Source organism: Enterococcus sp. NBRC 3427, assembly GCF_007996925.1.
GTDB classification, from domain to species: domain Bacteria; phylum Bacillota; class Bacilli; order Lactobacillales; family Enterococcaceae; genus Enterococcus_B; species Enterococcus_B lactis.
In genome coordinates, this window is sequence record NZ_BJLL01000066.1 from 1 (window position 1) to 14,229 (window position 14,229).

Sequence of the window (14,229 nt, forward strand, 5' to 3'; positions counted from 1 at the left end):
TCCTATTCGATTTATATATATTTAAGTATCCTTCTTGTTTTCATATAACCAATGGCGCTATGATTTCCATATGATAAAAAATAAAGTCAGGTGAAAAAATGAAACTTGAGGATAAAAAAGTTATTTTAAAGAAAATCAAACGTCTCCCAGACCAAATAAAAAACTATACGATCTGTTCTTTCAAAAAAGACAGGAGTATAAAAGCTTATACGCAAAACACAGAAAAAGGAATAATCTATTTCCTACATGAAGAAGGTTACGATACCCAAACCTTTATGTTTACTGAAAAAAAAGAATTTCATAAACAGATGAAAAAACTGATTGAAAAAGAATTTCCAAGAAGCCATAAACTCTATGTGAATCAGCAATTTTAACTTTTAACTATACGCTCTTAATTAAATATGTTCTGTAATAAAATAAAACTTTATAACAACTATAACAAAACAGAATACAAAACAACGGTTCTATAAGTTATAATCATAGTTGTTAGATGATTCATCTAGTAAAAACACCAGATTTCAAATTTCACACAATTGAAACTAGATCAATCATCAACCTTCTTCAAATTGTTAGAACCCTTTCCCGAGGAGCTGCAGCATAAGCAAGAAAAACAAACAGGAAGCCAAATGGCTAAGACATTCCTTCTATTAGTCTAGTTGTTTCTCGTCGCAAATTTAAGACTTTAGAAAGTTATTTCTATTGATGTTTGGGTTGTTTCACGCTTATGTACAGCTCCTTACCTATTATTTATCTCAACAGATCTAACAAATTAACGGAAAATTTAAGGAGTTTTGTTATGCTTACGATCTATTCTTCTCGTACACATAGTTACCATCTGATGGCAAATTGGCTGAAAGACCATCAAATGCCTTACAGAGAACGAATTTTCACACCTAAACAGCCTTTAACCAGAAAAGAAATCTTTTATTTATTATCATTAACAGAAAACGGATTTGACGATTTATTAGCCAAACGCTCGATTGATTATAAAAATTTGAAAGATCAAATCGACCAATGTACGACCTCAGAACTTGTCGATTTAATCGTCTCACATTTTACTTTGTTGCAACGTCCTATCATTACTGACGGAAAAAAATTATTAGTCGGGTTCAATGAAGATAGTATGCGTCTTTTTATCCCTGTTCAATGGCGCAGAAGCCAGCTCAAATCTGTCTATAACGATTTCACGTGGGTAAGCGATTTAGACAATTCTATGGAGTTAGATGATGAATTTTTAAATTATTATATATAAAAAAGACTGTGACAAAAAAGTGTCACAGTCCTTTTTTCCGAATACTAGTGTTCCAGAAGTAGCTTCTACGAAAAATAAGCCGAAATTTCTTGAAGCTAATTCTTGAAGCTAACTACCTCTGTCACAACCTCTGATTCACGGTGTTCAAATTTGCGCACACTTACCACGAATAAGTGCTTTGAGTGAACTGACGATAAGAATGACGAACAAGACTGCCATAAATAATCAAAAAGACACCCGTTCCTACTGTAACAAAAAATCCAGAGGCACCGATACTACCATCCATATACCACAAAATCGAAGCAAAAAGTGGGAAAAGTGAAAAAATACATAATCCGATTCCTGCAATCAACGAGAAGCCAAAACTTCGCTGATACGCTTCTTCTTTTTCTTTTGCTTCTGCTAATACTTTTTCAGGTATTTTTCTATTATACAAAAAGTGATTTAAGCGTGTGATTTTCATACCAGAAGCGATGAAAAAACCGACAGCTAATGCTATACCGAAAATCAGACAAGAAACACCCATGAATGCATAGCCTGTTGAACAGAAGAACAGAAATCCTGCAAAGGATAAACAAGTGAATAGGACACCTGACGCTACTTGAAGACTTGCTAATCTGTATTCTTTCCAGTAGTTTTCCGCTTCGCTTAAATAAATCGAAGCTGAATTTAATTCTGTCTCGGAACTTGGATTTTCTTTTTTGACATCTAATTCTTCTAATAATTCGTCGATTGAACCAAATGTCGAGATGACTGTACCAATGGCCTCTTGTTCATTTTTCCCTTCTCCCATTAATTCATGATAATGATCTTCCATATTTGCCAACAGATCAGCTTTCAGCTTTTCTATCTCGGTACTTCGGGGTACTCCGATAAAAAGACTTTCTAAATAATTACGGATTGTATCCATTTACTTTCCCTCCAAAAATTGATCGACCACGTCTTTCGTCGTCAGCCACTCTTGCTTTTTTTCTTCTAAAAGATTACGTCCTATTTCAGTGATTTTATAATATGTCCGTTTTTTTCCATGGGTCACTTCACCAGGGTACGAAACAATCAATTGATTCTTTTCTAAACGGGCAAAAACGGAGTAAAGTGTCGTCTCTTTGATTACATAGGAATCATTTGTCCTCTCACGAATCGTTTTAGAAATTTCGTATCCATAAGAATCGTTTTTGTTAAGGATCGATAAAATAATCGCATCATTGTATCCGCGTATTCCATCACTTGAAATCATGTTCTCTCCTCCATATTACTCCATCTGTCGTTGTAATCAGCATAGCATGATTACTTCATCAGGTAAAGTAATTTTTTGCAAAAAATAAAAAGGAACAGAAAGCAAAAGAAGCGTTATGCTTTTTTGCTTTCTGTTCCCTTAATTTATTTATTTTACAACCATGACGTTACATGATGCGTGGTTGACTACATAGGAAGTAGTGGAGCCTACTAGTGCACGTTCTACCGCATTCAGACCTGTCGCCCCCATGACAATCAGATCGATTGGTTCTTTCGATTCATGGAAATTAGCGATCAATGTCTTTGGATAACCGTAAAGAACATATGTCTTGATATCTGTCAGGCCTTTTTCGATTGCCAAATTTCGATGTTCTTTCATCTGGTTTTCCGCAACCTCATCCAATTCTTCCTGCAAGCTTGTTGTAACAAATGCAAAATCACCAAAGTAATTGCCGGTTACTTCATTAACATACAGGATGTGCAACGTTGCTTGATTTCGTTTGGCAATCGTGATTGCCTCAAGAAATGCTTTTTCTGCCTTTTCAGAACCATCAATTGCTACTAAAATATTACGATAAGTGTCTACCATTGTAAACGCCTCCTTCACTGTTAGTGTAGCACGATTACAGTGTTAGGACAAACATTTTGTGAACGTTTTATCTAAAAATATCAGGCATCAAATCCGTTTTTTTCGGAGACCGTTTTAAACCAGCGACCTGACTTTTTGATCGTGCGTTTGCCGTCTTGTGCCAAATCAACAGCGATAAAGCCATAGCGATTTTTGTAGGCATTTGTCCATGACCAGTTGTCCATACATGTCCACATGTGGTAACCCACACAATTCGTTCCTTCTTGGATTGCTTGATGGACATATTTCAAATGATCCGTCACAAATTCGATCCGATAATCATCTTCAATAATGCCTTCGCTGTTAACAAATCGTTCTTCTCCTTCGACCCCCATCCCATTTTCAGAAATATAGCATTTGATATTACCATAATTCTCTCTTGTATTCGTTAAAATATCATAGATGCCTTTTTCGTAAATTTCCCATCCACGATATGCATTCATTTTTTTATTGGGCATGTCGTAATTATCAAAATAATCATCTGGCATGGGGCTATGTTCGTGATCGATTGGTGTTTCTTTTGCTTTGATCCGACGAGGCTGATAATAATTGATTCCTAACAGGTCAATCGTGTTTTCTCTGATGAGTTCTAAGTCTCCTCCATGAATGTCAGGCATTATACCCAATGTTTTGACAATCTCGATCAACTCTTGTGGAAACTCGCCTTTCACTGCAGGATCAAGGAACGATCTGTTGAAGAATGCATCCGCGATTTGCGCTGCTTTTACATCTTCTGGGTTCGTTTCATCTCTCGGATAACTTGGTGTCAGATTCAAGATGATTCCGATTTCACCATCATGACCGCCTTCGTGGTAGGCTTTGATTGCCTTTGCACTTGCTAAATTCTCATGATAGCCTACTTGGACCGCTTCTTTCATATTGATATGGTTTGGATAGTGGAATTGATACAAGTAGCCTCCTTCTACAGGTACGATTGGCTCGTTATGAGTAAACCATTTTTTGACTAGATCTCCAAACAATTCAAAACATGCGGCTGCATAAGAAACATAAGCGTCAACCGTTTCTCTTGATAACCATCCGCCTTTTTCTTGCAAGGACAGTGGCATATCAAAATGATAAAGATTCACAAAAGGCTCGATACCATTGTTCAGCAATTCAGTAAAATAATCTCGATAAAAAGAAACAGCTTTTTGATTGATTTCACCTGTCCCTTCCGGAATCAAACGACTCCATTGGATAGATGTACGAAATGTGTTATGGCCAGTTTCTTTCATTAACTGAACATCTTCTTTGTATTTTGTGTAAACTTGCGAAGTTTTTTCAGGTCCTACTTGATCAAAGAATTTTTCAGGCTCTAATGCATACCAATGATCCCAAATATTTTCTCCTTTCCCGTCATTACTTACTCTTCCTTCCGTTTGCGGTCCGCTAGCAGCAGAACCCCACCAAAAATTTTCTGGAAATGTATAGGTTTTCATTTTTTTACTTCCTCTCTTTTCTTCTTGATATCGTAATCATAACGAACCCATAAAAATAAATCAATACTTTTTATAAAAATGACTAGACATTTAAAATATTCGGCGTTATACTTTGTATGTAATCGATTGCAAATAAATTTGAGGTGAATAAAAATGAACGGTTTTATGGACAAGCTTTCTGAGAAAATCATGCCCTTAGCTAATTTATTAGGGCAAAATCGTTACCTTACAGTTTTACGGGATGCGTTTATGCTTTCCTTCCCTTTAACGATGTTCGGTTCGATCGTTGTCGTTATCAATAACTTGCCTTTTTTCAGTGACGCAACAAAGGGAACTTTATCGAACTTATTCGGTAATGGGCAAAATGCAACAATGAGCATCATGTCGGTTTTTGTTACTTTTGGTATCGGCTATTATTTATCAAAATCTTATGACGTTGAAGGTATTTTCGGTGGTGCCGTGTCTTTTGCCAGCTTCTTGATTCTTACTCCTTTTGCAATGAAAACCGTTGGCGGTGAAGATGTAACTGGTGTTCTTTCACTTGATCGTCTTGGCGCAAAAGGAATGTTCATTGGAATGATCGCTGCTTTCTTGGCTGGAGAAATTTACTGCAGAATCACGAAACGCGGCTGGCAGATCAAAATGCCTGATGGAGTTCCACCTGCAGTAACAAAATCATTTGCCGCTTTGATCCCTGCTGTAGTGACACTAACTGTTTTCTTAGTAATCAACGCTGTGATGACTGGTATTTTCAATGCTAACTTACATGATGTCGTTTATGAAGTGATCCAAAAACCATTAACTGGTTTGGGAAGTAGTTTACCTGCAACATTGATTGCTTTGTTCTTTGTCCAATTCTTATGGTTCTTCGGACTTCACGGACAAATCATCGTCAACTCTGTAATGGACCCAATCTGGAATACACTGATGCTTGATAACTTAGAAGCTTATCAACATGGAAAAGAATTACCACACATCATCACAAAACCATTCATGGAAACCTTCACTGTTGGTATTGGTGGCTCTGGAATGACTTTAGCTGTCGTTTTATTGATGGCCTTTGTTCTTAAAAAGAAACAGTATCGTGATGTTGGTCGATTAGCTTTAGCACCTGGTATTTTCAATGTAAATGAACCAGCAATCTTTGGTCTTCCAATCGTATTGAATGCAACAATCCTTATTCCTTGGGTCGTGGCACCTCTAATCGTAACCACGTTCAATTATTTGGTAATGGCTGCTGGACTTGTCCCTGCACCAACTGGCGTCTCTGTTCCATGGACTGTGCCAATCATTGCAAGCGGCGTCTTAGCAACAAATTCATGGCTTGGTGGTATGCTGCAAGTCATCGACTTTGTCATCGTTGCCTTTATCTGGTACCCGTTCTTGAAAGTCTTGGATAAACAACCAGATTTAGATATTGCTTAATGGATCATTAAGGGGATATGACAAGAAACTTGTCATATCCTCTTTTTTCGAATAAACAATGTTTCAGATGCTACTTCGAGTTGTCGGAAGCATAATCTTTCGTTATACTCTAGAAGAGGTGAATAACGTGCCAAAATACGAAGAAATCGCAAATATTTTAAGGGAACGAATCCGTTCAAAAGAGTATCCTCCCGATAGTTTTTTGCCTAACCAAGTGGACTTGGTAAAAGAATTTGGTGCGAGCCGGATGACAATCAAAAAAGCCATCAATATCTTAGCGATGGAAGGACTTGTCTATTCGCAGCGAGGATCAGGAACGAAAATCTTGAATCATCCATTCATGCAAAAAGACACATCGCCCGCTAACGAGTATGAAGGTTTGAGTCTCCAAATGAAACGCAGACATCGTTCTTTGAAGAGTCAAATCATTCATTTTGACGTTGAATTCCCTGATCAATATATCCAAGAACGATTGATGATCGATGCCGAGCAACCTGTCTACAATATTCACCGGTTAAGGATCTTAGATGGCGAGCCTTATGTTTTAGAGCATACCTTTATGCCAGTCCATCTTGTGCCGGGTTTAAAAAAAGAACATTTGTTAGCCTCTATCTATGATCATCTTCATCAAGAATTGAATGTCCATTTTGCAGGGGCTTATCGTGCTATTTCTGCAGATAAAAGTGATGAATATGATCAGCAATATTTGAACTGTGCAGAAAACGATCCTGTACTGGAAGTTCAGCAAGTCGTCTATCTCAAAGATGGACAGCCGATTGAATATTCTTCCAGCCGAAACCGATTTGATGTTCGGAACTATTCTGTGCTGGATGTGCGTTCAACTTAACCAAAGAGGTTGTGGAAAAGCCGCTTAGTTTCGAGTCGATTGATTGTCACAGATACAATCTTTTGAATAACATTTACCAAGTACTTTCAGAAGCTCGTTTCCATCTAATCATAAAAAGACTTATGACCACCCGTAATGATTCTAAAGTTAGCTTTTTAAAGCTAGTTTTTTTGAAATCAATACAGCTAGTCGTAAGTCTTTTTATTTTATTGATCCGTTCCTCCTCTTTTCCATTCTTGATTCCTTTCTGATACTTTAGAAGACAAATTAATTGCAAAATAGAGATGCACCCTCTATACTATGTCTAAATCAGCTACTTACTTTTTGTAAGTTAACAGGAGGAAATTTATCATGGATACACAAATCAGAGGAATTCACCACGTCACAGCAATGACATCTAGCGCTACAAAAATCTACCGCTTTTTTACAGATATTTTAGGAATGCGCTTAATCAAAAAAACCGTTAACCAAGATGACATCGAAACTTACCATCTCTACTTTACAGACGATACTGGTGCGCCAGGAACAGATATGACTTTCTTTGATTTTCCAAATCAGCCAAAAGGAAAAAAAGGAACAGATACGATCTCTCGTGCTTCTTTCCGTGTGCCAAGTGACGCTGCATTAGACTTTTGGTTGGAACGTTTTGAAAAATATGACGTTACTCATTCAGCAATCAATGAACGTTTCGGCAAAAAATATATCGAGTTTGAAGATTTCGACAATCAATATTATCAATTGATCTCTGACGAAAACAATCAAGGTGTAGCAGCTGGCATTCCTTGGAAAAACAGCAATGTACCGACAGAATTTGCGATCACAGGACTTGGACCTGTCTTTGTCCGTGTCAGTCAATTAGAGCATATCCGCTTGATTCTTGAAAAAATCTTAGGATTCAAAGAAACAGACCATTCAGGAGATTTCTACTTATTTGAAATCGGTGAAGGCGGAAATGGTGCAAGCATCATTATTGAACATCGGACAGACTTGCCAAAAGCAATCGAAGGATTTGGAAATATCCATCACTTAGCATTGCGTGTAGCAGACAAAGAAGCATTAGAATACTGGATTCAAGTAATCAATAAGATCGAATTGCCAAATTCTGGTTTCGTCGATCGTTTCTATTTCCAATCTGAGTACTTCCTAGCCGCTCATCACGTACTGTTTGAATTAGCAACTGATGGTCCTGGATTCCTTGAAGATGAACCAGCAGAATCCGCTGGAGAAAAACTATCTCTTCCTCCATTCTTAGAAGAACGTCGTGAAGCCATTGAAGCCTATGTCCGTCCTTTCGATACAAGTGATGCAAATAAAAAACGTGAATAATCTCTTCATGCTACTTCATTTGCATCTATAGAAACAGAAAAGAGGGAACAAAATGTCCTACATTTTTGAAAAAGGAACAAGTGGCAAGCATTTGATCTTGCTTCATGGCACAGGTGGCGACGAACATTCTTTACTGGATATCGCTCACTTTCTTGCACCAAACAGTACGTTGCTTTCTTTTCGCGGCACGATCCAAGAAGATGGGATGAATCGTTTTTTCAAGCGTAATGGATTGAATCAATTCGACCTGGACAGTTTGGAAAAAGAAACAGATAAGCTCCATGAAAAAATCAAAGATATCAGCGAAAAAGAACAGATACCGTTAAATGATTGGTTGCTTGTCGGCTATTCAAATGGCGCAAACATCGCTGCTCATTTATTATTGGAGCGTGAGACCAAGCTAAATAAAGGGTTGTTTTTCCATCCGATGTCTCTAGGTGTTCATCAAAGCCGTTCCACATTAGAGGATAAAACCGTCTGGCTTTCTTATGGTGATAACGATCCAATCGTTTCCCCTGCTTCCTTTAAAGAATTGTCCGATCAATTCGAAACGCGCCAAGCAAATGTGACTATTCAGCTAACTGTAACAGGTCATCAGTTGACGATGGACGAAATCGAGCAAGTGAGGGAATGGACAGAGCGTCTTCTAACTAAATAAAAGAAAAGAACTACGACTTACATGACACAACCTGAAGCAGATATCAATCTGGATCATAGTGTGTGAAAGTCGTAGTTTTTTTGTCAGATAGGTTAGTCTCCGCTAGCTGTAATAACAGATTTATTATAAATAGCCGTTTTATGTTTCAAATCTTCCAATCTGCCGATTTTCTCACCTTTCGAATAAAATCCATCAGTAATCCCTAGTGCTTGGAAAATCGTCTGTTTATAAGCGATTTCTGCATTCCATTCGACTGTATCAAGGATTTGCAGTGCTTTATGGATGGCTTCGATTCCTGATTCTCCACCTGTGTTGATCAATACGCCATGTGAATTGAGTAATAACATATGGGGCAATTCTAAATCATGTGTTTTTACGTAATCGCTTGTCAATTCAGCAAGTTCTTCAGAGCAATTAGGCTCAAAGTCCATGACAGGAATCTCTTTTACTTTAGCTGTGGCTTCAGTCAAATTAGGCATAGGCAAACCAGTGGTCGCCCAGAACATTGCATTAGGAGCATGAGCATGCAAAACAGCTTTGATAGATGGATTAGTCTCATACATCGCTTCATGCATATTGATCTCCCGAGTTAATTTTCCAACACCATCGATGATTTTTCGTGTTCCCGGTTCTACTACTAGAACTTGTGCAGGAGAAATTTCTCCAAGATAGGCTTCTGACATCATGGTCGGTGTCATGATGATGTAGTCTTTTCCTTGATCATCAGTGGTTTTAAAGGAAAAATTCCCTCCTGCGACATTTGTATTTTTCCTTTCGAAAATCACTCTTACGATACGTGCCATGTCCTGTCGTTCTCTCTCAAATAACATACGTCCATCTGACATAATGACCCCTCCATTATCTTTTTATAAAACTTTTTTCTCTCAATATTTCTTTGGTAGCTTCTTTTATTTTCATTGATTCTTCTATTTTCTGTTTTCTTTTTTCATCGTACTCTCTGAATAAAACGTGATTTCCATATTTATAGATCACTAGTGCGAAAAAAATGACCAATAGATTGATGATGATATTCTGAGTAAAGAGTCCATATAGAAATAGCAGAAGTGTACCACAAAGAGCTATCGTCCATTTTAATTTTTCTATCTCTTCCCTTTTCATCACTTTCCCACCATTCCGATGCTATTTTTGTAGTTCAGCATAACGTTCGCTCGGGACTTTCGCTTTTATCATATATTTATAAAGTAGAACAAACAGTCCTAGAAAAATTACGCATCCTACAATAGCGAGAATATTTCTATTAAATGCCTCCGCAAATAAAACCCTGAACTCCGGCCCTTCTATTGATGACCATGTGATCAACTGTCCTTTCTTGATTCCCTCGACTGCTCCGCTTTTTTCTGCTAAATCACTGAGTATTGGCGCAAGATAAGTGGCACCGTACAAATAAATAGGCATCGTGAGGATTCCCAGGATCAGCATACGAGCCAAGTTTCCTCCTGTTAGAAGCAATCCGCCGACCGCAATCGAATAGTTGATGATCCCTGCTAATGGTAATACTTGGTTTCCTGGCAAAATAATGGCATAACCGATAAACACAGGAACAAGTAAAATAGCAGTAACCCAAATCTCTGAACGACCAGCTAATATCGGCCAGTCCAATCCAATATATACTTCACGATCCTTAAATCGCTTTTTCATAAATTCTGACATCGCGTCTGCTAAAGGAGACAAAGATTGCATGAACATTTTAGAGATCATAGGAAACAAACTTAATGCTGTAGCTGTTTGGATCGCTAGATTAAGAGAACCTGAAACACCGTACGCAGCAGCAAAGCCAAGTCCCAAGCCAATAATGAACCCCATTACAGAGTTTTCAGAGAAGATCCCAATTTTCTTCTTCAATGCATTCGTATCCGCTCGTTTATTTAATGCAGGTATTTTATCCATGATCATATTGAAAGGGAGCAACAAGACAGCGGCAGATGTCATAAAATGAGTCACTGTTACTAATGGAATCCCTGTGAGATCTTGTATATGCTTCTGAAACATATCACCAAGCTTTAATTCCAATATGACTTGAACCATTGCTGTAAGAAAGCCTGCAGCCAAACTACCAGAAACATAATAAACTAAATAAGCAGTTAAAGCTTTCCCCCAAACATTCCACATATCAACATTTAACGTCTTCGTCCAATTAAAAAGTAACAGTACAAAATTGACCCCAATCGTTACTGCAAAGAATATAAAAGCATAACTCCACGACCATGTGATGCTTGCTGCACCTGTCCACCCAAGATCAAGTGCAGGCAAACTGATTCCCGTATTTTTAGCCAATGCTTCTGATGCTGGACTTACTGCGTTAGACATATAGCCAATGACCATAGACATCCCGCTAAAAGCGATCCCTAAAGTCAATGCAGACATGAATGCTTTTTTAAATTTCATCCCTGCCAATAATCCAAGTATCAAAATAATCAGGGGAACAAAAATGGCTGATCCTAAGTTCAAAACATAATTGATAATGGTTTGGAAAACTTCCATAAATAAACCTTCTTTCTTTCGAAATATAGTAGATAAAACCATGAACCAACTTTTTTATCCGACAATCATTCTTTACTGTATTAACTCTTTGATACTGTCATAAATAGGTTCTACGCCCATTCCAGTTAAAAATGGAATTCCTGGAAATACTTCAATACCTAAATCTTTTGCTTGTTCCAGGACTTCATCATCCGGCTGTGCGACATACACATAGATTCCAGCAGTAGGAAGCTCATTTTGGATCGATTTGTAATCAACTGCTTCTACAGGAAATGTAATGCCATCATCTTCTAACATACTTTGGATCTTACTCGCGATCGTCTGACTCGTTGCTACTCCACTTCCACATGCGACAATTAACCGATTCTTCATTTTTCTTCCTCCTAAATATAATTTGTAATAAGTTCGTATATTTTTTGCGGTGTTTTTTGTTTCTTATAATTTTCCACGAATGTTTCATCCATGAATAAATTCATAAACGTTTGAAGTAATCCTACTTGTTCTTTTGGTTCTTTGATTCCTAAAAAAAATAGATTTTCTACAATCATTTCCTGATTATCCCCCATTTGATAAAAATAAATTGGGTTCTTCAGCTGCATAACAAAAACGAATGGCTTTTCGACATATTCACATTCCGAATGTGGCAGTGCGATATTTAAATACTTAGTAATCAATCCTGTAGGAAATTCTCTTTCTCTTGCAATCAGTCCATTCAAATAATTCTCATTGACGTACCCCATTTTTTCTAATCGTTGGGCAGCTATTAAAAAAGCTTCTTCTTTATTTTTTACGTCTACCGTTAATTGAATCAGACTAGGAACAAACATCTCTTTATATTCCATTTCTCCACCCTCTTTTTGATTAAGTTTGTTAATTTCATGTTCTACTAAGTTCATCTTTGTTTACAAGAACATTATATTTCTGTTAGTTCGTTTTGTCAACGCTTTCAAAAGAAATTTATTTTGTTAAATTTGATCTACTTGAAAATAAAATCGTTTATCTATATAATTAAGAAGAACAAAGTCGAACAAAACTTGGCTTTTATGTTAAAGGAGTAATTCATATGTTGAAAAAAGAAAGACAAGAACAAATCATTACATTATTAGAGAAAGATTTTTATTTAACTAATTCAGAAATCGCTAACAAATTAGGCGTATCAGAAATGACCATACGCCGAGATGTCACTGAATTAGCAAAAAAAAATAAAGTAAAAAAGCTGTATGGTGGCGTTGAACGAAAGGAACCTTATAATCGAGAACTATCGACTCAAGAAAAGATTGATACGAATGTAGCCGAAAAAAAATATATTGGCCAAGTCATGAACAGTATAATTCCGGATCATTCTACTATTTATGTAGGCGCCGGTACAACGATCCTGTATGCACTTCCTTTCATTCAAAAGAAAAATCTATTTGTAATTACAAATAGTTTGATTGCTTTCAACTATTTGAAGAATCATACTAGTTATCGGATTTTACTTACTGGTGGCGAATTTTCTCCTATTACAGAAGAGTTCATTGGGGAAGTTGCAGAAAGATCTTTTGAAAGTTTGAATGTCGATATCTCTTTCGCTGCAACAAATGGAATATTTGAAAACAATGTCACAACTGCTCAATTTATTGAAGGAAATATTCAAAATGCAGCGCTCAATGCAGCAAAAATCAAATGTATTGTTGCAGATTATTCAAAATTAAATAAATCAGATGTCTATACTTTTAGAAAATTAACCGATTTTGATTATCTAATAACCGATAATCATTTATCAGAACAAGATTTCCATCATTATTCAAAATACTTAACCATATTAAAGGAGCCAAAAAATGATACTGACAATCACGATGAACCCATCCATTGATTCCATTTATTTTACAAAACACTTTGAATTAGGTACGATGACACGCTTTGCTTCTCCGGTACGCTATGTAGGCGGCAAGGGAATCAATTGCGGACGAGCTTCTGCTTTACTAGGTTCATCAGTCATTTTAACAGGGTTTTTGGGCGGTTATTTTGGCGGTATGATTCAAGATATGCTACAAAATGAAAATCTGTTTGATTTGCATTTTTTACCTATTGCAGAAGAATCAAGAGGTGCCGTCACCATCATGCATGATGGTGAAACGCAGACAGAACTTGTGGAAGCTGGTCCTAAAATAGCAGATGCTACTATCAAAAAATTAATGAATGATATCAAACAAATCAGTAAAAATAATTACCTTTCAGTCATTACAATAAATGGTTCTGTCAACAATCAAGACCCCTTTTTGTATGCTAAATTATTACAATATATCAAAGAACAAATAGATCCTTCCACCTATATATTAATGGATATATCTGGACAACATCTCCGTGAAGTCTTAGCAAGTAAGTATAAACCGATGTTCATCAAACCTAATATCCATGAGTTTTCAGATATCATCCATCAAAAAATCACTCAAAAAAGCGACATAAAACACCATCTAAAAACAAATCCACTATTTAAAGATATCGATGTCATCATGGTTTCTTGCGGCTCGTATGGTGCAGTAGTCAAAGTAAAAGAAGAATTTTGGAATGTTGAAATCCCTAAGATCCCTATCACGAATACAACAGGCTCTGGGGATGCCACTGTTGGAGGTTTTGCTCATTCATTAGAACAGAATTATCCTTTAAAAGAATGTGTAAGGTATGCAATGGCTTGCGGCATGTCGAATGCACAGCAATCAGAAGTCGGGAAAGTTATCCCAGCTGATGTAAAAAATTTAGCAAAAAATATTAAAATCACAGAAATGAAATAAATAGTACAAAGTAAATAATTGTTTATATGAAATGAGATACAAAGAGACTGTGACAAAAAATGTACCGACCCCCAAAAGTTAGACCAAAAAATCTAACTTTTTGGGGTCACTACAGTGTCACAGTTCTTTTTTTCGAATAAAC

The 14,229-nt window shown here is 36.8% G+C and carries 17 protein-coding genes; 8 read left to right on the forward strand and 9 right to left on the reverse strand.

Annotated features, from left to right (window positions below):
• Positions 1-98 precede the first annotated feature (98 nt).
• Together ESP02_RS11505 and ESP02_RS11510 are read left to right on the forward strand one after the other, a co-directional pair.
• Positions 99-374, forward strand: coding sequence for a hypothetical protein (locus tag ESP02_RS11505; protein WP_002373002.1), 276 nt, complete (start codon positions 99-101; stop codon positions 372-374).
• Positions 375-796: 422 nt separating this feature from the next.
• On the forward strand, positions 797-1,252 hold the full coding sequence (locus tag ESP02_RS11510) for a Spx/MgsR family RNA polymerase-binding regulatory protein (protein WP_002291831.1): 456 nt from the start codon (positions 797-799) through the stop codon (positions 1,250-1,252).
• Positions 1,253-1,412: 160 nt separating this feature from the next.
• Here ESP02_RS11510 and ESP02_RS11515 read toward each other — a convergent pair whose 3' ends face one another.
• From ESP02_RS11515 to ESP02_RS11530, 4 genes are all read right to left on the reverse strand, one after another.
• A complete protein-coding gene (locus tag ESP02_RS11515) occupies positions 1,413-2,162 on the reverse strand; it encodes a permease prefix domain 1-containing protein (RefSeq protein ID WP_044147006.1) in 750 nt (249 codons plus the stop codon).
• Entirely contained in the window at positions 2,163-2,489 is a 327-nt protein-coding gene (locus tag ESP02_RS11520; RefSeq protein ID WP_002291828.1) for a PadR family transcriptional regulator, read from the reverse strand. It lies immediately after the preceding gene.
• Positions 2,490-2,636: 147 nt separating this feature from the next.
• Positions 2,637-3,077, reverse strand: coding sequence for a universal stress protein (locus tag ESP02_RS11525; protein ID WP_025478359.1), 441 nt, complete (start codon positions 3,075-3,077; stop codon positions 2,637-2,639).
• An 80-nt stretch (positions 3,078-3,157) separates the two neighbouring features.
• Positions 3,158-4,555, reverse strand: a complete 1,398-nt coding sequence (locus ESP02_RS11530; RefSeq protein ID WP_002372983.1) for a glycoside hydrolase family 1 protein — start codon at positions 4,553-4,555, stop codon at positions 3,158-3,160.
• A 153-nt stretch (positions 4,556-4,708) separates the two neighbouring features.
• Between ESP02_RS11530 and celB the strand changes: the two genes are divergently transcribed.
• From celB to ESP02_RS11550, 4 genes are all read left to right on the forward strand, one after another.
• The gene (celB, locus tag ESP02_RS11535) at positions 4,709-5,980 is read left to right on the forward strand and encodes a PTS cellobiose transporter subunit IIC (protein ID WP_002372981.1); all 1,272 of its coding nucleotides are present in this window, start codon (positions 4,709-4,711) and stop codon (positions 5,978-5,980) included.
• Between the two features lie 127 nt (positions 5,981-6,107).
• Complete coding sequence (locus tag ESP02_RS11540) at positions 6,108-6,827, forward strand: GntR family transcriptional regulator (protein ID WP_002315240.1); 720 nt, start codon at positions 6,108-6,110, stop codon at positions 6,825-6,827.
• 351 nt (positions 6,828-7,178) lie between these two features.
• Positions 7,179-8,153: a ring-cleaving dioxygenase gene (locus ESP02_RS11545; RefSeq protein ID WP_002288275.1), complete on the forward strand. Its 975-nt coding sequence runs from the start codon at positions 7,179-7,181 to the stop codon at positions 8,151-8,153.
• Positions 8,154-8,205: 52 nt separating this feature from the next.
• Entirely contained in the window at positions 8,206-8,811 is a 606-nt protein-coding gene (locus ESP02_RS11550) for an alpha/beta hydrolase (protein WP_146926063.1), read from the forward strand.
• 92 nt (positions 8,812-8,903) lie between these two features.
• Here ESP02_RS11550 and ESP02_RS11555 read toward each other — a convergent pair whose 3' ends face one another.
• From ESP02_RS11555 to ESP02_RS11575, 5 genes are all read right to left on the reverse strand, one after another.
• Positions 8,904-9,656 (reverse strand): class II aldolase/adducin family protein, encoded by a 753-nt coding sequence (locus ESP02_RS11555; protein WP_002372977.1) that lies wholly within the window; start codon positions 9,654-9,656, stop codon positions 8,904-8,906.
• Positions 9,657-9,669: 13 nt separating this feature from the next.
• Positions 9,670-9,930 carry a hypothetical protein gene (locus ESP02_RS11560; RefSeq protein ID WP_002372975.1) on the reverse strand — a complete coding sequence of 87 codons (261 nt, stop codon included), beginning with the start codon at positions 9,928-9,930 and terminating at the stop codon, positions 9,670-9,672.
• A gap of 21 nt (positions 9,931-9,951) precedes the next feature.
• Positions 9,952-11,313, reverse strand: coding sequence for a PTS galactitol transporter subunit IIC (locus tag ESP02_RS11565; protein ID WP_044147008.1), 1,362 nt, complete (start codon positions 11,311-11,313; stop codon positions 9,952-9,954).
• Positions 11,314-11,385: 72 nt separating this feature from the next.
• Entirely contained in the window at positions 11,386-11,685 is a 300-nt protein-coding gene (locus tag ESP02_RS11570) for a PTS sugar transporter subunit IIB (protein WP_002291814.1), read from the reverse strand.
• Between the two features lie 11 nt (positions 11,686-11,696).
• On the reverse strand, positions 11,697-12,155 hold the full coding sequence (locus ESP02_RS11575; protein ID WP_025478356.1) for a PTS sugar transporter subunit IIA: 459 nt from the start codon (positions 12,153-12,155) through the stop codon (positions 11,697-11,699).
• A gap of 221 nt (positions 12,156-12,376) precedes the next feature.
• On the opposite strand from ESP02_RS11575, the gene ESP02_RS11580 reads away from it, so the two are divergent.
• Together ESP02_RS11580 and ESP02_RS11585 are read left to right on the forward strand one after the other, a co-directional pair.
• Positions 12,377-13,168: a DeoR/GlpR family DNA-binding transcription regulator gene (locus ESP02_RS11580; protein ID WP_002372971.1), complete on the forward strand. Its 792-nt coding sequence runs from the start codon at positions 12,377-12,379 to the stop codon at positions 13,166-13,168.
• Complete coding sequence (locus ESP02_RS11585; protein ID WP_025478355.1) at positions 13,134-14,087, forward strand: 1-phosphofructokinase family hexose kinase; 954 nt, start codon at positions 13,134-13,136, stop codon at positions 14,085-14,087. Before ESP02_RS11580 ends, ESP02_RS11585 begins: the two co-directional genes overlap by 35 nt.
• Positions 14,088-14,229 lie beyond the last annotated feature (142 nt).

Excerpts from the sequence above, each read along its gene's own strand:
- ESP02_RS11505 (WP_002373002.1), top strand. The coding sequence starts at position 99 with ATGAAACTTGAGGATAAAAAAGTTATTTTAAAGAAAATCAAACGTCTC.
- ESP02_RS11510 (WP_002291831.1), top strand. The coding sequence starts at position 797 with ATGCTTACGATCTATTCTTCTCGTACACATAGTTACCATCTGATGGCA.
- ESP02_RS11515 (WP_044147006.1), bottom strand. The coding sequence starts at position 2,162 with ATGGATACAATCCGTAATTATTTAGAAAGTCTTTTTATCGGAGTACCC.
- ESP02_RS11520 (WP_002291828.1), bottom strand. The coding sequence starts at position 2,489 with ATGATTTCAAGTGATGGAATACGCGGATACAATGATGCGATTATTTTA.
- ESP02_RS11525 (WP_025478359.1), bottom strand. The coding sequence starts at position 3,077 with ATGGTAGACACTTATCGTAATATTTTAGTAGCAATTGATGGTTCTGAA.
- ESP02_RS11530 (WP_002372983.1), bottom strand. The coding sequence starts at position 4,555 with ATGAAAACCTATACATTTCCAGAAAATTTTTGGTGGGGTTCTGCTGCT.
- celB (WP_002372981.1), top strand. The coding sequence starts at position 4,709 with ATGAACGGTTTTATGGACAAGCTTTCTGAGAAAATCATGCCCTTAGCT.
- ESP02_RS11545 (WP_002288275.1), top strand. The coding sequence starts at position 7,179 with ATGGATACACAAATCAGAGGAATTCACCACGTCACAGCAATGACATCT.
- ESP02_RS11550 (WP_146926063.1), top strand. The coding sequence starts at position 8,206 with ATGTCCTACATTTTTGAAAAAGGAACAAGTGGCAAGCATTTGATCTTG.
- ESP02_RS11555 (WP_002372977.1), bottom strand. The coding sequence starts at position 9,656 with ATGTCAGATGGACGTATGTTATTTGAGAGAGAACGACAGGACATGGCA.
- ESP02_RS11560 (WP_002372975.1), bottom strand. The coding sequence starts at position 9,930 with ATGAAAAGGGAAGAGATAGAAAAATTAAAATGGACGATAGCTCTTTGT.
- ESP02_RS11565 (WP_044147008.1), bottom strand. The coding sequence starts at position 11,313 with ATGGAAGTTTTCCAAACCATTATCAATTATGTTTTGAACTTAGGATCA.
- ESP02_RS11570 (WP_002291814.1), bottom strand. The coding sequence starts at position 11,685 with ATGAAGAATCGGTTAATTGTCGCATGTGGAAGTGGAGTAGCAACGAGT.
- ESP02_RS11575 (WP_025478356.1), bottom strand. The coding sequence starts at position 12,155 with ATGGAATATAAAGAGATGTTTGTTCCTAGTCTGATTCAATTAACGGTA.
- ESP02_RS11580 (WP_002372971.1), top strand. The coding sequence starts at position 12,377 with ATGTTGAAAAAAGAAAGACAAGAACAAATCATTACATTATTAGAGAAA.
- ESP02_RS11585 (WP_025478355.1), top strand. The coding sequence starts at position 13,134 with ATGATACTGACAATCACGATGAACCCATCCATTGATTCCATTTATTTT.